Below are 20566 nucleotides of genomic sequence, written 5' to 3'. Positions count from 1 at the left end.
CAGCATGGGCGTGCCATCTTGTCTTTGCGCGCAAGGCGCGGCGGTATGAGCGCGAACCCGCTGGACGATGCCGCGGGCGTCGCCGCACGCGCCCCCGATGGGCGAGCCGGCAGCGTGCCGGGCCGCCTGTCCAGGCTGGCCGAATACCTCTGCGCGGCAGCGCTGGCCGCCGACGTATTGCTGGTGTGCGCATCGGTAATCTGCCGCTACCTGCTGCACGCGCCGCTGGAGTGGGCCGAGGATGCGGCGCGGCTGTTGATGGCGGTACTTGTGTTCTTCGGCGCCGGCACGGTGCTGGCGCGCGGCCGGCATCCCGGCTTCGAGGTCTTTCGCAACCGGCTGCCGGGCAGGTGGCATTCTCTTGCCACGCGGCTGTGCGCGTGGATGATCGCGGCGGTGTCGGTCATGCTGTTCGCTTCATCGGTGCTGCTGCTGCTCGACGCGCGCAACGTCAGCACGCCGCTGGGCCTGCCGCAGTGGCTCCATGTCTTGCCGGCTTGCCTGGGCAGCCTGTACCTGAGCGCGATCGCGCTCGCCAATGCACTGAGGGGGGGGCGTGCCAGGTGGCTGGCCTTGTTGCTGGCGACGTTGCTGTGCGCCGCAGTGTGGGCGTGGAACACGCTGTCCGGCACGGTGGCCGGCAGCGGCTGGCAGGTTCCGCCGTGGCTGCTGCTGGCCGTGGGTTTTGCCGGCGGCATGCTGCTGGGCATGCCGATTGCCTTCGTGCTGGGGCTGGCCGCGCTGCTGTATTTCCTGGCAGAGCCGTCGCTGCCGCTGATCGTCTATTCGCAGCAGGTGCTATCCGGCATGGATCATTTCGTGCTGCTGGCGATCCCCTTCTTCGTGCTGGCGGGCCTGCTGATGGAGGTCAACGGCATGTCGGCGCGGCTGGTCGAGTTGCTGGTGCTGGCCTTCGGCCGCGTGCGCGGTGCCATGAACCTGATCGCCATCGTGGCGACGGCGGTCTTCTCCGGGGTGTCCGGCTCCAAGCTGGCGGACATTGCCGCGGTGGGCGGCATTGTGGTGCCGGCGGTGCGCCGCACGCGGCAGGATGCCAACGAAACCGCGGCGGTGCTCGCCAGTTCCGCCGTGATGGCGGAGACCATCGCCCCGTGCATCAACCTGATCCTGATGGGTTTTGTCGCAAACATCTCCATTGGTGGCCTGTTCCTGGCCGGCGTGGTCCCGGCCGCGGTGATGACGCTCGGCCTGATCGTCCTCGCCGTGGCCCGCGGCAGCCGCATCGATCCCGCCCTGGCCTTTCCGGTGCGCAAGTCCAGGCGCAAGCTGGCCGGCGGCGCGCTGGCCACCCTGCTGATGATCGCGATGATCGGCAAGGGCGTGACATCGGGCATGGCTACTTCGACCGAGGTGTCCGCCTTTGCGGTGGTCTACGCGTTGCTGGTGGGGGTGCTGGTGTTCCGCGAGCTCGATGTGCGCGCCGTGGTGCGCCTGTTCGCGCGGGCCGCGGCCATGACCGGCAGCATCCTGTTCGTGATCGCGACGGCATCGAGCCTGGCATTCGCGCTGTCGATCCAGCAACTTCCCGGCCTGCTCCAGCACGCCATGACCGGGCTGGCGGTGCAATACGGCAGTACCGCCTTCCTGCTGGTGTCGGTGCTGCTGACGATCGTGTTTGGCACCATCCTGGAGGGCGCGCCGGCGCTCATCCTTTTTGGTCCGCTGCTGGCGCCCATTGCCGGGCAGGCCGGCGTGCATCCGCTACACTTCGGCACTGTGATGGTGATCGCCATGGGGTTCGGCCTGTTCATGCCGCCACTGGGCCTGGGGCTGTTCGCCACCTGCGCGATGACCGGCACGCGCATGGAGCAGGTCGCCGGGCCGATGCTGAAGTACCTGGCGCTGCTGTTGCTGATTTTGCTGCTGTTGGTCCTGATGCCATCGCTCACGCTATGGCTACCCCGCCTGATGAAGCTGGCATGAGAACCCGATAATGGCAACCATACAAGACGTCGCCAGACTGGCAAACGTGTCCGTGAGCTCCGTTTCCAACGTGCTCAACGGACGCACCGAACGGCTCAATCCCGCCACCTTCGAGCGGGTGCAGGAGGCGATCCGCACGCTCGGCTTCCGCCCCAGCCAGGTTGCGCGCCAGCTCAAGACCGGGCAGACGCCCATGCTGGGCCTGCTGGTGCCTTCCACCGCCAATCCGATGTACGGCCAGCTCGCGCTGAAGATCGAGGCCGAAGCGCAGCGCCAGACCGGCTATCGCGTGCTGCTGGGCAACACCAACCGCGACCGGGAGCAGGAGTCGCGCATGCTCGACGACCTGCTCTCGTTTGGCGTGCACGGCGTGATCATCGTCTCGTCGCTGACCGACGAGCAGCATTTCGAGCCGGCGACCCGCCAGGGGCTGGCGATGGTGAGCTACGACGGCGGCGCCGATCCCAACATGCCTGCGCGCATCGACCATATCGCGCCCGACAACTTCCAGGCAGGCCACCTGGCCGCCTCGCACCTGATCGCCCTTGGCCACCGGCACATCGCATTCGTCATGCCCGCCGGGCGCACCGTCAGCCGCGCGAGCAAGATTGCCGGCTTCGAGGCCGCGGCAACAGAGGCCGGGATCGCGGAAACGGCAGAGGTGATAGAGTGCCCGCCCGCCGCGCACTATGGCGATGCCGAACTGGCCGAACTGGGCCAGGTCCTGGCCGCGCGGCTGGCGCGCACCACGGCGCGCCCGACCGGGCTGATCGCGGTCAACGACATGATGGCGATCGGGCTGATGTCGGGCTTGCACCAGGCCGGTTTGTCGGTGCCGGCCGACGTTTCAGTGATTGGCATGGACGATATCGGCATGTGCTCGTACACCAATCCCGCGCTCACATCGGTGGCCATGCCTTTTGGCGACATGGCGGAGGCCATGGTGCGCCGGGTCATGCTGCGGCTGGCGCAACCCGGCCTGGCGCCGATTCGCCTGTGTTTCCCCAGCGGCCTGGTGGTGCGCCAGTCCACCGCGCCGCCGCCTGCCGTCAACCGCGTGGCCGGCGCGCCGACCCGAAGGCGAGGCTGACCCGTGCATTGCAGCCCGTGGCGGCCGGGGGGGAGCCCGCCGCCAGGGGCTGGTGGTGACGCGCACGGCGTGCGCGTGATGGTGTTGGAATGATCTGTATCGTGGAGGAGCGAGAGATGGTGCCCGACAAACCGGAACGCCGGCTGGCAGGACCGGCCAGAACCTATATCGAGGCGGGATACGCCATTGAAGTGGATATCCTGCAAGTGGAGGACGGAAGCTGGGGATCGCTCGTCCGCCTGTCAAAGCTGGCCGACGGCCTGGTGCCCGCCGCGCACTTCATGCTCAACCGCACATTCGAGGACCGCGCCATGGCGTTTTCCTACACACTGGCGCTGACGCGCGCATGCGTAACGCAGTTCGCACCGGCCGCGGCGACCACGATCGCCGAGTTGCTCAGGTCCGGCAACGGCGGCCGGGCCGACACGGCTGACGAATAGGGAGCAGGCCGCGGCGAGAGGCTATTCAGGACGATTTCGACGAGGCGCAAAGCAGATGAGACGACCGGAATGACATAGCGCCGGCCCTGGCCGGCGCCTGGCGTCCGGATGACGATCGCGACGGCACGCGCGGCCATTACCTGGCTGAGCGGCACGTTGCGGCAAGTGCGGAAGGGGGGCCCACCAGGCAATCAGGGGGGCAGCATGGAAAACACCGCGGTGTTCGCAAGGCAGGAACTGGACACTTATTTTGCTTCGTATGTCGGCATGGAGGGCGGGAATCCGCGGGGTTCGGTCTGGTTCTGCGACAGGAGTCCGAATCCCTGGTCCGAGCACCTGAAAGCGCCGCTCGAGCCCCGCATGGCGCCGTTGTCGTGGGACCGCGCGTTTCGTGAAGCGCATCGGGGCAGCATGGGCAAATGGCTTAGTCACCAGCGCATTGCCCGCATCATGGCCGCCGCCCGCGCAGAGGTGCTGGGCCTTCGCGATGCCGATGCCGACTGGAAGCGGTATTACGAGCACTGCCTGCATTCGTCCTGCGGCGCCGAGTTCAAGCTCAACCTGTTTCCCTTGCCCGTGCAGCTCGATGGACTGACCCCCTGGTCCAGGGTGTTCCGCGGCCAGCCCGAACTGGTGCCCAAGGAGCGTTACCTGGACCTGTGCCGGTACGGCGGACGCTTCCGCTTCCTGGCCGAGATGTGCGCGCGCTGGCGGCCAAAGGTGGTGGTGTGCCTGGGCCATCGGCACACCGAGGATTTTGTCAGTGCATTCGCGCTGGACGGCGCGGCGGTGCAAGAGCGGCAGTTGCAGCCCGCCGACCTGGTGAAATCCCTGCGCGTGTTCACGCGCGACGACAGCACCTGGATTATCTGCCCGGCACTGGCCGGCCCCTCCGGCCTGACCTCCGACGTGCTCCTCAGTGCTTTTGGCAAAGTGCTTGCCGCCATGCTCGATCCGGCCGACTTCGCTCCGGCGAGCGAGGCGCGCCAGGCAGCGGATGTTCGCCCGTGGCCGCAGCCCGCGGCGCACCTGGGCCCGCCTGGCTGACAACGCCTGTCAGCCGATGCTCAGGCGCCATCGCGCGGGCAGTGATTTCCGGCGCTCGAAAAGCGGCATGCCCGCGGGGACCCATGCCACGCATACCGCATCCTACAATCCATGGGTGTCGCTTTCGTGGACCTGGAGCTGAGATGAATCAGGAGCTTTCCCATGCGGGCTCCGCGGTAGCCGCGCCTGCCGCCGGGCCGTGGAGTCCCTTGCGCAACAAGGTGTTCCGGGCCATCTGGCTGGCCACGCTGGCGTCCAATATCGGTACCTGGATGCATGATGTCGGCGCCGGCTGGATGATGACGTCGGTCAGCCCGTCGCCACTGATGGTGGCGCTCGTGCAGGCCGCCACGACGCTGCCGATGTTCCTGTTCGCCCTGCCGTCCGGCGTGCTGGCCGATATCGTGGACCGGCGCAAATACCTGCTGTTCGCGCAAGCCTGGATGCTGGTGGTGGCGGCGGCGCTCGGCCTGCTGGCGCTGGCTGGGCTGGTAACGCCCGCAGTGTTGCTGGCCGCCACTTTCCTGTTGGGCATTGGCGCGGCGATGAGCGCGCCGCCGTTCCAGGCCATTGTGCCGGACCTGGTGCCCAAGCCGGCGCTGCAGTCGGCGGTGGCGCTCAACTCGCTGGGGGTGAACATCAGCAGGGCGATCGGGCCCGCGCTGGGCGGCGTCGTGCTGACGCTGTTCGGGCCGCCGGCGGTATTCCTGATCAACGCGGTGTCGGTGCTGGGGGTGCTGTGGGTGATCTACCGGTGGCAACCGGCGCCGCTCACGCGGCGCTTGCCGCCCGAGCATTTCCTCCCGGCCGTGCGGGCGGGCCTGCGCTACGTGCAGGCGGCGCCGGTGCTGCAGGTGGTGCTGGTCCGCGCGGTGGCCTTCTTTGTGTTCGGCAGTGCCGGCTGGGCGCTGTTGCCGCTGGTGGCGCGCAAAGGGCTGGCGGTGGGGCCGGGCGGCTACGGGCTGCTGCTGGCTTGCGTGGGGGCGGGGGCGATCGGCGGCGCCCTGGTGCTGCCGCGCCTGCGCCAACTGCTCTCGCCCGATCGGCTGGTGCTTGGCGCCAGCGTGATTTTCGCGCTGGTCTTGTTCGCCATGTCGGTCTTCAGGAGCTTCGCCTTGATCGCCGCCGTGCTGCTGTTCGCGGGCCTGGCCTGGATCGTCGTGCTGTCCGTGCTCAATGGCGGCGCGCAGCGCGGTTCGGCGGGCTGGGTGAAGGCACGGGCGCTGGCGGTCTACCTGGTGGTGTTCTTCGGCGCCATGGCGGCCGGCAGCGCGGTGTGGGGGCAGGTAGCCTCGCTCAAGGGGACGGACCTGGCGCTGCAGGTGGCCGGCTCGGGCATGCTGCTGGCCGCCGTGGCGGCCTTGCGCTGGCGTCTGGCCGATTCGCCGGACCTGGATCTCACGCCGTCGCCGCACGATGCCAGCGTGCCGCTTTCCGAAGAGACCGCCGACGATTGCGGGCCGGTGATGATCACCGTCGAGTACCGCACCGACCCGGCGGATGCCGCCGCGTTTCGCGCCGCTGCCCGCGAAATGCGGCGCGTGCGCCGGCGCGGCGGGGCGCTGTCGTGGGGCCTGTTCGAGGACATGGAAGCGCCCGGCCGCTACGTGGAAACGTTTGTGATCGAGTCGTGGCTGGAGCACCTGCGCCAGCACGAGCGCTTCAGCGCCAACGACAAGGCGATCCAGGCCCGCGTCCATGCCTTGCATCGCGGCCCGGCGCCGCCGCGGGTGCGGCACCTGGTTTCGCCGCCGTAACGGCTGCGTGCCGGCTTACGCAAGGCTAGGCACTCCCCGGCGTTGCGCCGGTTTCGATGGCGACTTCCCACCAGGCCGGCAACAGGGCGCGCACCTCCGGCCGCGCGAAGCGGTCGTCGATCAGGTGCACCACGCCGCGGTCCGCCTCGGTGCGGATCACGCGCCCGGCCGCCTGCACGACTTTTTGCAAGCCGGGATAGAGGTAGCCGTACTCGTAGCCGCAGCCGAATGCCGACTGCATCCTGCGCATGGTCAGTTCATTGACCGGGTTGACCTGCGGCAAGCCGAGCGTGGCGATAAAGGCGCCGATGAGCCGGTCCCCCGGCAGGTCGATGCCCTCCGCGAAGGAGCCGCCAAGCACCGCGAAACCGATGGCGCAGGTTCCGGGCGCAAAGGCCGCCAGGAACTCGGCCTGCTCGGCCTCGGTCATGGCGCGCGACTGCCGGCGCACGGCAATATCCGGGCAGCGCTGCTCAAAGGCGTCCGCCACTTGCCGCAGGTAATCGTGGCTGCTGAAGAATGCGAGGTAGTTGCCCGGACGCGCCCTGTACTGCGCGCCCAGCAGGTCCACGATGGGGCGCACGGAGCGCTCGCGGTCGCGGTAGCGCGTGGAAATATTGCCGGCGATACGCACCGCCAGCTGGTCGGCGCGGAAGGGCGACTGCACTTCCAGCCAGACCGTGTTGCGTGGCAGGCCCAGCGTGTCGCTGACAAAGCGCGCGGGGGTCAGCGTGGCGGAGAACAGCGTGGTGGCATGGGCCGCCGCGAACCGGGGCGCCAGGAAGGCCGCGGGGATGAGGTTGCGCACGGCAAGGCGGCCCTTGCCTGTCTTGCTCCGGGCGGGGCGCGTCGCGGATTCGGCGGCGCCAGCCTCCTTGCTGATATCGAAGACCGAATGCGCGTCGAGCGACTCGGCCAGGCGGCAGAAGTGCAGGGCATCGAAATAGAAGCGCTGCAGCGCCGGGCCCACGCTTTCCGGCGCTTCGGTGAGCTGGTCCAGGATGGCCGATGCCGTGCGCTCCAGCGCCGCGATAAACGGGCCGGGAATTTCCGGGTGCGCGGCATAGGCGCTCTCCTGCGCCTTCGCCAGCAGGTTCCACTGGCCGGAGAGCCGGCGCAGCGCGCTGGCGAGCGGCCTTGGCGCGCCGCGCCGCAGTTCGGGCAGCACCGCGGGATCCAGCTCCGCCGAGTACATCTTGCGCGCCCGCTCCAGCAGGTTGTGCGCCTCGTCGACCAGCACGCCGACGCGCCAGTCGTTGGCGGTGGTCATGCCATGCAGCATGGCGGCGCGGTCGAAGTAGTAGTTGTAGTCGCCGATCACGAGATCCGCCCAGCGCGCCATTTCCTGGCCCAGGTAGTACGGGCAGATATCGTGGCTGAGCGCGATCTGCCGCAAGGCTGCGCGATCGAGCAGGGCCTGCCCGGCGGCGTCCTGCCGTGCTGCCGGCAGGCGGTCGTAGAACCCGCGCGCGAGCGGGCACGATTCGCCGTGGCAGGCGCGGTCCGGCTGCTCGCAGGCCTTGTCGCGCGCGGTCAGCTCCAGCACCCGCAGGCGCAGGCCGGCGTTACCGTCGCGCAGTCCCCGCGCGGCGTCCAGCGCCATCTGGCGGCCGGTGGTCTTGGCGGTCAGGTAGAACACCTTGTCGATCTGGCCCTGGGGTACCGCCTTGAGCATGGAGAACAAGGTGCCTGCTGTCTTGCCGGTGCCGGTAGGGGCCTGCGCCAGCAGGCAGCGGCCCGAGCGTGCGGCGCGATAGACGGCTTCGGCCAGGTCACGCTGCCCGCGCCGGAACGAGGCATGGGGAAAGGCCATGCCTTGCAGCGCCTGGTCGCGCGCCGCGCGATGCGCGCTCTCCTGCAAGGCCCAGTTGACGAAGCGCTCGCACTTCTCTTCGAAGAAAGCCAGGAGTTGCCCGGCCCCGAAGTGCTCGCTGAAGCCCGACTCCTGCCGGCTCGCCACGTCGAAATAGACCACGCCCACCTGCATGCCGGCGAGTCCGAGCTTTTCGCATAGCAGCCAGGCATAGATCTTCGCCTGGGCCAGGTGCAATTGCCGATGGTTCTCGGGCAGCGCGGTCCAATCGCCGCGCACCGTCTTGATTTCTTCCAGCAGGTTCCGGTCGGGATCGTAGCCATCGGCGCGCCCGCGCACCCGCAGGTTCCTGAACTCGCCCTGCAGGCTGATCTCGGACTGGTACGCGGCGCCGCGCCGCGACTGCACCAGGGCATGGGCGGCCATGCCGTCGGCGGCGGTAGGCGAAGGCGTGAAGCGCACGTCGAGATCGCCTTGCTTGGCGGTGAATTCACACAAGGCACGCACGGCGACGGTGTACGTCATCGGCCTCGCTCCTGTGTCGGAGGCGCGGCGGGCGGGCTCGGAAAGGAGGCAACTCCCGGTGTAGGGGATGACGCACTTGGTAGGGGAAATCACGGGATGAACATGCTGCTGCGGCGAACTGTATGAATATACAGTACCGGGGTGGGGCCGGCCGGCATCTCGCCTAATCTGGCTGCGCTGCCCAAACCGTGTCACAATTTTGCATCCCGCGCATCCCGGCCACGCCGCCGCTCATTGCAGCAGGGCGGCACCGGCAAGCTTGCGCCGCCAGGGCATCCGCCCTGCAAAGCTTCACGAATCCGCCATGACAGAGCCCAGCAGCCTGAATGCTCCCTCCTCGTCAGCTTCGCCCACCCCGCAAGTCGAGGAGTCGAGCGAGACGAGCTACCGCGCGCTGGTGGACGCCATCCAGGACTACGCCATCTTCACCCTGACCGGGACCGGCCATATTTCGAGCTGGAGCCCGGGCGCGCAGCGGATGAAGGGTTATGCGGCGGCGGAAGTCATTGGCAAGCATTTCTCGGTGTTCTACACGCCCCAGGCCGTTGCCAGCGGCTGGCCGGACTACGAGTTGCGGTGCGCCCGGGCGGAAGGGCGCTTCGAAGACGAGGGCTGGCGGGTGCGCAAGGACGGCACGCTGTTCTGGGCCAACGTGACGATCACACCGATCTACGATGAGAGCCAGGCCGTCAGCGGCTTTGCCAAGGTGGTCCGGGACATGAGCGAAAGACGGCGGCTGGAAGAAATCGAAGCGTCGAGCCGCCGCATGATTGAGTTCCTCGCGACGCTGTCGCATGAACTGCGCAACCCGCTGGCACCGGTACGCAATGCCATCAACCTGATGCGGCTGGACACCAGCCTCAGTCCCCATGCCGCGCGCTGCCGGGACATGATCGACCGGCAGATCAGCCATCTGACGCGGCTCGTCGACGACTTGCTGGATGTGGGACGCATTGCCTCGGGCAAAGTGGGACTGCGGCTGAGCAATGTCGACCTGCGCGACGTGGTGGCGCGTGGCATCGAATCCGCCCGGCCCGTGCTGGACTTGCGCGGGCAGCACGTCGACGTCAGCCTGCCTGATGAGCCCGTGGCGTTCCGGGCCGATCTCACCCGGCTTGTGCAGGTCCTGCAGAACCTGCTGCACAACGCCGCGAAGTTCTCGCCGGCGGGCAGCCGCATCGCCATCAGCGGCGAGGTGACCGGCCGCCTGCTTGAACTGCGGGTATCCGACCAGGGTTGCGGCATCCAGCAGGACGCGCTGGAAGATATCTTCAGCCTGTTCGTGCAACACAGCCCCATCAGCGAAGTCCAGAATGCCGGGCTTGGCATTGGCCTGTCGCTGTGCCGCTCGCTGGTGGAATTGCATGGCGGAACCATCCGGGCCTCCAGCGCGGGGCTGGGCAAGGGCAGCACATTTACCATCCAGATGCCCTGTATCAAGCATCAGCCCGCGGACACCACTGCCGATACGTCCCCGCGGACCGGCGCATTGCGCGTGTTGGTGGTGGATGACAACCGGGATTCGGCCGACAGTCTCGCCATGTTGCTGCAGATGCTGGGCCATGAAGTGTCGGTCGCCTACGAGGGGGAAATGGCCCACGCGATCGCTACCGGTTTTTCGCCGCACCTCGCGCTGATCGACATCGCCATGCCCGTCATGGACGGCTTCGAATTGCTGAAGATGCTGCGGGCCCAGCCGGAACTGCGCGGCACGGTCTTCGTCGCGATGACCGGGTTCGGGCAACCGGCCGACCATGAGGATACGCATGTCGCCGGCTTCCACGCCCATATGGTGAAGCCGATCGAGATGAGCCACCTGGAGATGCTGCTGGCAACGGTGGGGCGGCAGATCGCCCGCGGCGAGTAGCGCTTGCCTGCCGGCACCGGTCGTTCCTTCCCGCTCGTTGAAAACGCCGCGAAGTCCGGCGCCGGGCGCAGCCCGTCCCGGCCGTGCCTGTGCCGTTGCGCGCCGGCAGACTTCAGCGCCGGCAGGACGCGCATCGTAGAATTGCGTCATGTACCGCACAACCCGCTCCGGCGCCTGGCAGGCGCCGGGACGCTGCGACGCGCAGCGCAAGGATGACTGACATGAGTGACATGACGAACAAGTTCCTGAATATCTATTCCCACGGTTTCGCCCGCGTGGCGGTGGGCGTGCCTGTCTGCCGCGTGGCCGATCCCGCCTTCAATGCAGCCGGGACGATTGCGCTGGCCAGGGAAGCCGCCAGCCAGGGCGCGGCGCTGGTGGCCTTCCCGGAGCTCGGCTTGTCCGCCTATACCTGCGACGACCTGTTTCACCAGCGGGCCTTGCTCGATGCGTGCGAGGCTGCCCTGGCAGAGATCGTGGCTGCCTCCAGGACCATTGCCACCACGCTGGTGGTCGGGCTGCCCCTGCGGGTCGAGCATCAGTTGTTCAACTGCGCGGCGGTGGTCGCCGGCGGGCAGGTGCTCGGTGTCGTCCCGAAGTCCTACCTGCCGAATTACTGGGAGTTCTACGAGGCACGGCAATTCAGCGCGGCGGACAGCGCGGCGGTGAGCGAAGTGCTGCTGGACGGAAACAAGGTGCCGTTTGGCGCCGGCCTGCTGTTCGAAGCGCGGGACATTCCGTTTTTCCGCTTCCACGTGGAGATCTGCGAAGACGTCTGGGTGCCGATTCCCCCGTCGTCGTTCGCGGCGCTGGCGGGCGCCACCGTGCTGGTGAACCTGTCGGCATCCAATATCGTGGTCGGCAAGTCCGGCTACCGGCATCAACTGGTCAGCCAGCAATCGGCGCGTTGTCTCGCGGCCTATGTCTACAGTTCGGCCGGCAAGGGCGAGTCGTCCACCGACCTGGCGTGGGACGGGCAGGCGCTGATCTACGAGAACGGCGAACTGCTGGCCGAGTCCGAACGCTTCGCGGACAGCTCGCACCTGACCTTTGCCGACGTCGACCTGGAGCGCCTGTCGCGCGAGCGGATGCACCAGACCACCTTCGGCCACTCGGTGCGGCGCCATGGCGCGGAGGTCGCGAAGTTCAGGGTGATTCCGTTTGCCGTCGATACGGTGCTGGACAAGGCCTTGCCGCTGCGCCGGACGGTGGAGCGGTTCCCCTACGTGCCATCCGACGCCCGGCGCCGGGACGAGCGATGCAGCGAGGTCTACAACATCCAGGTGCAGGCGCTGGTCCAGCGCTTGTCGGCCAGCGGCATCTCCAAGGTGGTGATCGGTGTCTCCGGCGGGCTGGACTCAACGCATGCGCTGCTCGTGTGCGCGAAGGCCATGGACCGGTTGAAGCTGCCTCGCACCAATATCCTCGGCATCACCATGCCCGGCTTCGCCACCAGCGACCGCACGCTGCTCCAGGCGCGCAAGCTGATGGAGGTGGTGGGCTGCGTGTCGAAGGAGATCGATATCCGGCCGAGCTGCACCGAAATGCTCAAGGATCTCGGGCACCCGTATGCGTCCGGCAAGCCCGTGTACGACGTGACGTTCGAGAACGTGCAGGCGGGCGAGCGTACTAACCACCTGTTCCGCTTTGCCAATTCCAGCCACGCTATCGTGATCGGCACGGGCGACCTCAGCGAGCTTGCGCTTGGCTGGTGTACTTATGGCGTTGGCGACCATATGTCGCATTACAACGTGAACGGCAGCGTGCCGAAGACGCTGATCTCGCATCTGGTCCGCTGGGTAGCGGAGACGGGACAGATTGGCGACGCGGGGTCTGACGTATTGCTCGATGTGCTTGGGACGGAGATCAGTCCCGAACTGGTGCCGGGCGACTCGGCCGATGCGCCACAGCAGAAGACCGAGAATTTCATCGGTCCGTATGAGCTGCAGGATTTCAATCTGTACTACACGTTGCGGTTTGGATTTACGCCGACCAAGATTGCGTTTCTTGCCATGAGCGCCTGGGGCGATCGCGATAAGGGAAGCTGGCCCGAGGGGCTGCATGTGGCGCGTAATGAGTACAAGGTGGCGGATATCAAGCGGAACCTCGGGATCTTTCTTGACCGGTTTTTCCGGACGAGCCAGTTCAAGCGGTCTTGCGTGCCGAATGGGCCGAAGGTGGGGTCGGGTGGGTCGCTGTCGCCGCGGGGGGACTGGCGGGCGCCTAGTGATTCGGAGTCTGTTGTGTGGATGAAGGACCTTGAGAGGATTCCGGATGGGGTTTGAGGCAGGAGGTAACCGCAACGGCTTGAACTTCAAAATCAAAATCCTAAAGCCAAAGGCGGTTTCACCACCCTTGTGGGCGGTGCGCCCCATTCTTCTCTCGCAGCTGCGAAAGTAGCCAGGGAAGGCGATCGGGACGGGGCGAAAGACGCCTCGTCACCGATCCAGAAAGAGCGGCGGGGACCCAAACTCGCCTCGCCCTGAGCACGGCCTGAAAAACTCGGTTCTGAGTCCCAGGCGTCCTATCGGCAATGTCGCGAGTCAGGTCTCGCAGGCATCCAGTCGCTTACATCGGCGCAATCCCGTCCTGTTCCTGCCTGAAGGGGCTGTTCCACCCCTTTAACCAATGTCACATGCCGTGCGCAAGCAGCGCCCGACGAGCCTGACATGGCAGGGTCATGTCAGCATTTGTCAGTTTTTCGGTGATTCATTTGGATAGGATCGGTGCTGATATAGGCACTCGGTTCCTATCCGCCTGCGTCAGCCAGCTCATTGCCTCCACCGCGATAGCAACCCCGATGGCCTGCAATTCCAGTGGCCCGGGCATGCCTTCCGACAAGACCGTCAACGGGATCAAGGCCACGTTGGCGCCGATGAGATAGACGGCGCCTGTCTGTCACGGAAGCCATGGCTCCAGAAGTCGTCCACGCCCAATCCAGTGATTAACTTGATTGCTTCATTGGGCGGTTTCCTGAGTGCTTATCACTGAAATTAATTCATTTTCTTGACATTGACGGGAGGGTTTGTGTTGAAACGAGTTGCACTCATCTTTGGCATTTCGATGCTGGCCGGCTGTGGTGGTGGTGGTGGTGGTGACGCCCCCGGCGAGGCAAGTCCGGGACTGACCGCTTCGCAAGCCTGCACCGGAAACATGGCCACCCGCTTGAAGTTCTCGTCTTCGGCCGTGCCGCTGACATCTACGGTGAAAGTGGATGTGCTACAGGAATCGGACACTACAGATGTCTTTTCCGGAGCGGGTCTTCTTGCATGTGTGCAAGAAGACGGGTTCTGCGCCGGGGATATCCCGGTAAGCCAGGTCTCTCGCGGTTACTACACGCTGATTGCGAGTGACGAAAGCGGTAGGTTCCTGGGGGCCACTGCATTCAGGATCGAGCCCGACAGTCACTGTGCGATCAGCACGAACCCGATCATCAGCACGGAAACCACCGGGTTCTACGTGGGGCGAAAACTGAACCAGCTCAGCCCGCTTGACGAAGAAGAGATCCGCGGCAAGCTAACTGCGCTGACCAAGTCCGAGGGCAGTATCTATGATTTCTACCTTGGCCTCGGCCAGTATTTCGTAGGCAAGGGATCGGCCATTTCCGATGTTCGGAAACATGAAGGAGTCTTTTCTGAATTGCTGCAGGCAATCGATTCCGGAAATTCTCCTTACATGAAATCCCCGGCTGCCAGTGTCTCCACAGGCAACCAGCGCGCACTGGCATCGGCCGAGACGGATTCCACCACGTGGCCGTCAATTGCCGCGTTTGGGGTCAAGAACGGGGGCGAGATAGCTCTTAGCCTGGCGGAGGGAAAATACGCCAAGGCGGCAGTCGCTGGCATGACCAGCCTCTTCGAGGCGTTCGATCTGTTCAACAAGCCTGAAGACCCGATTGCGCAGCTGGGTCCGGAAATCATCTCGCGGCTGGATCAGATCAATAGCAAGCTGGATAATATCTCCGCGACGTTGCAGGATCTGACTTCCTACATAAAGAAGTTCGAGGCGATCTACCTCAAGAATATCGCACAGCAAAGTGCCAGTCAGATATTCGATAATAGTTCAAAAATCAATTCGTCCTATAACTCGCTTGTCTATGTGACGTCTTTCGACTGCGCACATGGAAATAAGCCGTTCCCCAGTCAATACTTCATAATTGAATATGTGAGGCGATTTGGGGCTTCATTTCCGTCTGATTGCACCAAGACAGGTTTGAACAAGGCGCTGGCAAATCTCGATGGCATATTTACCAATTCTGTCGAGATCTCAGGTGATGATGTGGCGATCAAGGGGCTGCCAAATGATCGGCTGAGTATTTTCTATAGTTCGATGCGGCAGGCGACTTTGAAATATCCGGATCCGCGCAATCTTTATAATGGTTCTCCTGATCCGAGTTTCAATCAGCCCGTCATGGGGCAGCAATATAATATCTATAATTCCCTGGTGGCGAAATACTCCGCTGGGATATGGGATTCGCTGGACAAGGCTTATCTGGTGGAAACGTCGGCGGCCTACCTGAATAGTCTGCCCAAGTGGCCGAACGAGCGGCGCAAGGACATGAATTATCCGTTGTCCGAGATGTTGGGCAACTCCTTGAATCCGACCTACGGCGAACAGAGGGGTAAGATTGGCACTTGCATAGGCTTTGACGGAAAGCCCGTCGAGCAGCCCGTCGACCCCGAAGGAAAAACAATGCACGAGCCGCTTTGCGATTTGAATATGATTTACTCCTATCGCAACGGGTTGATCAAGAAAAAGGTGGAAGAATATACGCTCGATTTTTTCAATGATGTTGATCTCCCTCCTGCGTTGCCCGGTGGCGATTGGTCGCGCTATTGCCATTTCCCGATGGATCAGGTCGGCGATCGCCGTGCGGAGAAGTCGCTGGTGCTGGGTTACAGCAGCTACGCTATCGATATTATGTGTCCTCTCACGCCGTACTCCGTTGCGCCGTCGGTTTGGGGGCCTTCCGGCTGGGATTCGTCAGGTTTCCCTGCGTGCGAGGATATTATCTCGGGGAAGATTTCCAATATTTCTCAGCTCTACCCAAGGGACGGTAATATTCAGTACTGCCGTTTCAACAACCCTGTACATCCCGATGCTAATGACAAGAGCCGGCGCTGGGCGAGATTCATGACGATCGAGTTCATGAACTGCCGAAAGGATCCCGGGGTGGCGATCAACTATTATTCGACAACCAGGGATGGTTCTGGTGCCGATTGCGTGCGCAAGTAATCACTGAAGCCGGGCGCGGTGCCGCTGGCATCGTGCTCGCCATCGCTTGATCAACTGCATAGGGCGCCTGCACGCAGGCATGTGCGCCAGGCGCCGCGCGAGAGGGGGCTAGTGCCTGACGATCCGCCTGTCGAACCAGTCATCCAGCATGGGCTTCTCATAGCGCAGCGGGTCGCTGCTCGAGTACGTATTTACCGACATCATGAAGTTCATGTCGGCCAGCCGTTCCTCGCCGCTTGCCAGTATGCGGTCGTCATGGCTCAGGGTGTAGCGCAGCGTCATCCGCGGCCAGGTGATATCCCGCACCACGCGGATTTCCTGCCCGTTGAAGCGAAACGGTTCGAAGCGCCCGGCCAGGTCGATGTCCAGCACTTCGATCTTGAGCGAGTCGCCCGGGGCGAGCTTGCGCTCGGCCAGCCGGGTCAGATGCCGCGTGATATCGCTTTCCACCGCGGCGAGATCCTTCTCGCTTGCATACGGGTGGGAGTAGGCGGCGTCGGTGTAGCTCTGCGGATCAATGAAGCTGACAGAGAGACTGCCGCCCGGAGGCGTCGCCAGGGCGCCGGCGCCGGACAATGCGGCCAAAGCGGCGGCGGCGAAACAAAGGGACCTGGACATTGCGACCTCCCGCTTTCCTCACGGCTTGATCAGTTCGACCGCGCGCGGGGAGGGCTTGTTCCGGGGCGCGGCGGCTCCGCTCAGGGCGCCAGCACCGCGCTGCTCGCCATCGTCGCCGGTACGGTCTGCCGCATCGTTTCCACGAAGCGGCGCAGCTTGGCGGGATAGAAGCTCGCGTAGGGATAGACCAGTTGCATGGGCAGCGAGGAAGCTTGCCACTGCGGTACCAGGTGGAGCAGGCGTCCCTGCGCGATGTCGTCCGCCATCAGCCACGCCGACGCCACGCAAACCCCCAGCCCCATGACCGCGGCGCTGCGCAGCGCATACAGGCTGTCGGTGCCGACGCGCGGGTGGAAGGCCAACCGCTGGGTCTCGCCCGTGGCCGCATGGGTGAGCGACACCTCGTTGCGGTAGAAGGTGCGCAGCGACAGCCAGGGCAAGCCGGCAAGCTCATTCGGATGCGAGGGCATCACCCTGGCTTCCAGTACCGATGGCGCCGCCACGACGATGCGGGGCACTTCGGAAAGCCGGATCGCCACTACTGACGGGTCGCTGACCTCGCCCACGTGGATGGCGCAATCGATGCCTTCGGCGATGAAGTCCGGTGTCCGGTCGTGCAGCAGCCATTCGACCGTCACCCGCGGGTGGCGGCGCAGGAATGCCGCCAGCGGCCCCACCAGCTGCTGCTGGCCGAACGCGTGTGGCACCACCACCCGCAGCGTGCCCGCCGGTTCGTCGCCGGCGCCCCGCAAGTCCGCCTCGAACGCTTCCCAGCCCGCCACCAGTTCCTTGGCGCGCCCGAAGCAGCGTTCGCCGTCCTCGGTGAGTTTCATCGCATGCGTGGAGCGTTGCAGCAGGCGCAGGCCCAGCGAGCGCTCCAGGTTCTGCAGGCGGCGGCTCACCGTGGGCTGGGTGGTGCCCATCTGCGCGGCGGCCGCCGACAGGCTGCCGGCTTCGACGATCCGCACAAAGGTCTGCATCAGTTCGATGCGGTCGGTCGAGGCGGGCGCTGGCGTGGCGGGCGAGGGCGGTTTCAAGTTGGTCATACGTCGGACGCATAGCAATTGTGCAGAGTGTAGTACTACCGCGCTGAACCAGGGGCCGGCAAACTCCAGTCTCGTTTTCGATCCGAGGGTTTCCGCTATGTCATCCATTCGCGTTACAGATGCAAATGTCGCCACACACCCGGCCAGGGCTCCGGCGGTCCTGGCGGCCGAGACGGGTGCCGCCACCGGCTTGCCCGCCCGGTTGGTCCTGCTGCTTGCCGCCGGCGCCGGCCTGGCCGTGGCATCGCTCTATTACAGCCAGCCCATGCTGGGCGTGCTGGGTCCGGATATCGGTGCGTCCGACTGGGCGGTGGGGCTGGTCCCCACGCTCACGCAACTGGGCTATGCCCTGGGCATCCTGCTGCTGGCGCCGCTGGGCGACCGCTATGACCGCCGGCGCATCGTCCTGGCCAAGGCCGCCGTGCTCAGCGCCGCGCTGCTGGCCAGCGGCGCCGCCACAGGCATCGGACTGCTGCTGGCCACCAGCCTGGCGATCGGGCTGGCCGCCACGATGGCGCAGGACATCGTGCCGGCGGCCGCCACGCTGGCGCCGGAGTCGCACCGGGGCAAGGTCGTCGGCACGGTGATGACGGGGCTGCTGCTCGGCATCCTGCTCTCGCGCGTGCTCAGTGGTTTCGTGGCGGAGCACTTCGGCTGGCGGATCATGTTCGTGATCGCGGCGGCCAGCATCGCGCTGATCGGCGCGGTGGCATGGCGCGCACTGCCGCGCTTCAAGCCCACCACGCATCTCGCGTACAGCGCGCTGCTGGGCTCGCTGGCCAGCCTGTGGCGCAAGCATGGCGCGCTGCGCCGGGCGACCCTGGCGCAGGGGCTGCTGTCAATCGGTTTCAGCGCGTTCTGGTCGACGCTGGCCGTCATGCTGCATGGCGCGCCGTTTCATCTGGGCAGCGCGGCTGCTGGCGCGTTCGGCCTGGCCGGCGCAGCCGGCGCGCTCGCCGCACCGCTGGCCGGCCGCCTGGCCGACCGCAAGGGCCCCGAGCTGGTCACGCGCCTGGGCGCCGCGCTGGCCGCGGTTTCGTTCGCGGGGATGCTGTTCTCGCCGTTGCTGGCGCCGCACGCACGGCTGTGGCTGATCGCGGCCAGCGCGCTGGGCTTCGACCTCGGCGTGCAGGTCGCGCTGGTCGCGCACCAGACCATCGTCTATGGCATCGAGCCCGGCGCGCGCAGCCGGTTGAATGCGGTGCTGTTCGTCGGCATGTTCGTGGGCATGGCGGCCGGTGCCGCGCTGGGCAGCCTGATGCTGGCGCGGTGGGGATGGATGGCCGTCACGGCGTTGTCGACGGCGGCGGCCATCGGGGCGTTGCTCGTGCGGGCATGGCCGGGGGCGCGGCTGGCGAAATGACATGTCGGCATGACAAGCACCGCTTGCCGCATCCGGCGAAAGGCGCCTCGCCAGCTCGGGAAAGAGCATGGCGAGGCGAAGGTACGGCGCCGCTTGGGGGCCACTCACGTACAGGGCTAAATCTGCACCTGGAATCGGGCGCCGAATGTCTGCCGCCGCACATTGGATGCGCGGCCTTCAGCCGGAGTGCTGTACTCCGGGACCCATGCGCTGCCCGCCAGCCTGGCCGGGCGCTTGTGCCTGCTCTGCCAGGGCGGATGCGTGTTGCGCCGAGGCCGAGCGGCGATGATCGATCAGCAGGACCGCAATCATGGCGATCACCCCCGGAATGGCGATTGCCATGAAATTCTGTTGCAGCGGCAGCGACATGCCCACCAGCGCACCGATCACGATCGGCGCCAGGATCGCCCCGCTGCGGCCGATGCCCGATGCCCAGCCAATACCGGTGGCGCGCGCCGCCATCGGATAGAACTGCCCGGCATAGGCATAGGTCACGATCTGCGTGCCGATGGTCGAGGCCCCGGCCAGCGCCACCAGCACGAACAGCAGCGGGGTGGGTACCGGGTAGCCCAGCAGCGTGATCGATACGGCGGCCAGCGCGTACATGCCGACCAGCACGTACTTGATATTGAAACGGTCGGCCAGCCAGCCGCCGCCGATGGCGCCGACCATGGCGCCGAAGTTAAGCACCAGCACGAAGGTCAGCGCCGAGCCCAGGCTGTAGCCGGCGCTGGCCATCATCTTGGCCAGCCATGAGCTGAGTGCGTAGACCATGAAGAGACACATGAAGAATGCCACCCAGAACATCACGGTGCTGAAGCCTCGTCCGTCCTGGAACAGCTTGCCGATGGGCGCATCGCCGGCCTTGTCGCCGGCGGGCAGGGCGAACTGGTCGCCGGCGTGCGGCCGGTAGCCTGGTTCCAGCCGGGAAACGATGGCCTTGAGCGTGTCGATCTGGCCCTTCCTGACCAGGAAGGGCATCGATTCCGGCAGGGATTTCAGGATGAACGGGATCAGCAGCGCCGGCAGGCCTGCGGCGATAAACACCGACTGCCAGCCGTAGCTCTCGATCAGGCCCTTGCCCAGCAGGGCGGCCAGCATGCCCCCTACGGAGTAGCCGCTGAACATCAGCGTGACCATGGTGCCGCGGATCTTGCGCGGCGAGTATTCGGTCATCTGCGCCACCACGTTCGGCATGACGCCGCCGATGCCCAGGCCCGCCAGGAAGCGCGTGACGCTGAACGTCACGGGATCGCTGGTGAAGCCCGCGGCGGCGGTGAAGACGCTGAACAGCAGGATGCAGATGGCGATGGCGCGGCGCCGTCCGATGCGGTCGGCGATGGTGCCCATGAAGATCGCGCCGAACATCATGCCGAATAGCGCGGAGCTGACCATGAAGCCGGCGCTGGTGGCGTCGACGCCCATGCTTTTCATGATGGAGGGGAGTGCGATGCCGACGACGGCGAGGTCGTAGCCGTCGAAGATGATGATGAGGGCGCACCAGAGGAGGATTTGGGCGTGGAAGCGGTTGAAGCGGGCTTCGTCGGCTAGTTTGTGGATGTCGATTTGGGGCATGGGGTGTCTCCTTTTGGTCCTTTTGGGATTTGGGTGTTTTGTTTTTTTTGTTTGATGGGGTTGCAATTGCAACTGCTTAACTTCAAAGGCTTAAAACCTTAAAGTCAAAGGCGGTTTCACCCCCCTGCGGGGGGCGACCTACTTTCTTGTCTTGCCAAGAAAGTAGGCAAAGAAGGCGCGCCGGATGGGGCGACCCCCTCCTCGTCGGCAGGCAAAAAGAGCGGCCGGGGGCCAAACTCACATCGC

13 protein-coding genes are annotated in these 20566 nt (G+C 65.5%); 9 read left to right on the top strand and 4 right to left on the bottom strand.

Going from position 1 to position 20566, the window contains the following annotated elements:
* Positions 1-45 precede the first annotated feature (45 nt).
* From AC1DS6_RS15635 to AC1DS6_RS15615, 5 genes are all read left to right on the top strand, one after another.
* Positions 46-1944, top strand: a complete 1899-nt coding sequence (locus AC1DS6_RS15635; protein ID WP_441635381.1) for a TRAP transporter large permease — start codon at positions 46-48, stop codon at positions 1942-1944.
* Between the two features lie 10 nt (positions 1945-1954).
* Entirely contained in the window at positions 1955-3034 is a 1080-nt protein-coding gene (locus AC1DS6_RS15630; protein ID WP_441635383.1) for a LacI family DNA-binding transcriptional regulator, read from the top strand.
* A 116-nt stretch (positions 3035-3150) separates the two neighbouring features.
* Positions 3151-3474: a hypothetical protein gene (locus AC1DS6_RS15625; protein ID WP_477102680.1), complete on the top strand. Its 324-nt coding sequence runs from the start codon at positions 3151-3153 to the stop codon at positions 3472-3474.
* A gap of 204 nt (positions 3475-3678) precedes the next feature.
* Entirely contained in the window at positions 3679-4521 is an 843-nt protein-coding gene (locus AC1DS6_RS15620) for a transcriptional regulator (RefSeq protein ID WP_477102679.1), read from the top strand.
* A gap of 143 nt (positions 4522-4664) precedes the next feature.
* On the top strand, positions 4665-6278 hold the full coding sequence (locus tag AC1DS6_RS15615) for an MFS transporter (RefSeq protein WP_477102678.1): 1614 nt from the start codon (positions 4665-4667) through the stop codon (positions 6276-6278).
* 25 nt (positions 6279-6303) lie between these two features.
* On the opposite strand, the gene AC1DS6_RS15610 is transcribed toward AC1DS6_RS15615, so the two are convergent.
* On the bottom strand, positions 6304-8616 hold the full coding sequence (locus AC1DS6_RS15610) for a helicase C-terminal domain-containing protein (RefSeq protein WP_441635391.1): 2313 nt from the start codon (positions 8614-8616) through the stop codon (positions 6304-6306).
* Positions 8617-8920: 304 nt separating this feature from the next.
* On the opposite strand from AC1DS6_RS15610, the gene AC1DS6_RS15605 reads away from it, so the two are divergent.
* The 3 genes from AC1DS6_RS15605 to AC1DS6_RS15595 all read left to right on the top strand — a co-directional run bounded on the left by AC1DS6_RS15605 (position 8921) and on the right by AC1DS6_RS15595 (position 15718).
* The gene (locus AC1DS6_RS15605) at positions 8921-10483 is read left to right on the top strand and encodes a hybrid sensor histidine kinase/response regulator (RefSeq protein WP_441635393.1); all 1563 of its coding nucleotides are present in this window, start codon (positions 8921-8923) and stop codon (positions 10481-10483) included.
* Positions 10484-10713: 230 nt separating this feature from the next.
* Positions 10714-12768 (top strand): NAD(+) synthase, encoded by a 2055-nt coding sequence (locus AC1DS6_RS15600; RefSeq protein WP_477102717.1) that lies wholly within the window; start codon positions 10714-10716, stop codon positions 12766-12768.
* Between the two features lie 742 nt (positions 12769-13510).
* The gene (locus AC1DS6_RS15595) at positions 13511-15718 is read left to right on the top strand and encodes a hypothetical protein (RefSeq protein WP_477102677.1); all 2208 of its coding nucleotides are present in this window, start codon (positions 13511-13513) and stop codon (positions 15716-15718) included.
* Between the two features lie 108 nt (positions 15719-15826).
* Here the strand turns inward: AC1DS6_RS15595 and AC1DS6_RS15590 are convergent, their stop codons facing one another.
* Together AC1DS6_RS15590 and AC1DS6_RS15585 are read right to left on the bottom strand one after the other, a co-directional pair.
* A complete protein-coding gene (locus AC1DS6_RS15590) occupies positions 15827-16336 on the bottom strand; it encodes a DUF3016 domain-containing protein (RefSeq protein ID WP_441635397.1) in 510 nt (169 codons plus the stop codon).
* Positions 16337-16416: 80 nt separating this feature from the next.
* Complete coding sequence (locus tag AC1DS6_RS15585) at positions 16417-17382, bottom strand: LysR family transcriptional regulator (protein ID WP_441635400.1); 966 nt, start codon at positions 17380-17382, stop codon at positions 16417-16419.
* Positions 17383-17479: 97 nt separating this feature from the next.
* Between AC1DS6_RS15585 and AC1DS6_RS15580 the strand changes: the two genes are divergently transcribed.
* On the top strand, positions 17480-18745 hold the full coding sequence (locus AC1DS6_RS15580) for an MFS transporter (RefSeq protein ID WP_477102676.1): 1266 nt from the start codon (positions 17480-17482) through the stop codon (positions 18743-18745).
* A gap of 177 nt (positions 18746-18922) precedes the next feature.
* Here AC1DS6_RS15580 and AC1DS6_RS15575 read toward each other — a convergent pair whose 3' ends face one another.
* Complete coding sequence (locus AC1DS6_RS15575) at positions 18923-20320, bottom strand: MFS transporter (RefSeq protein WP_477102675.1); 1398 nt, start codon at positions 20318-20320, stop codon at positions 18923-18925.
* Positions 20321-20566: the final 246 nt, after the last annotated feature.

The organism is Cupriavidus sp. 05L310, from assembly GCF_056398185.1.
Note: the sequence above shows the minus strand (reverse complement) of the source record. Positions and strands in the feature narration are given on the sequence as shown.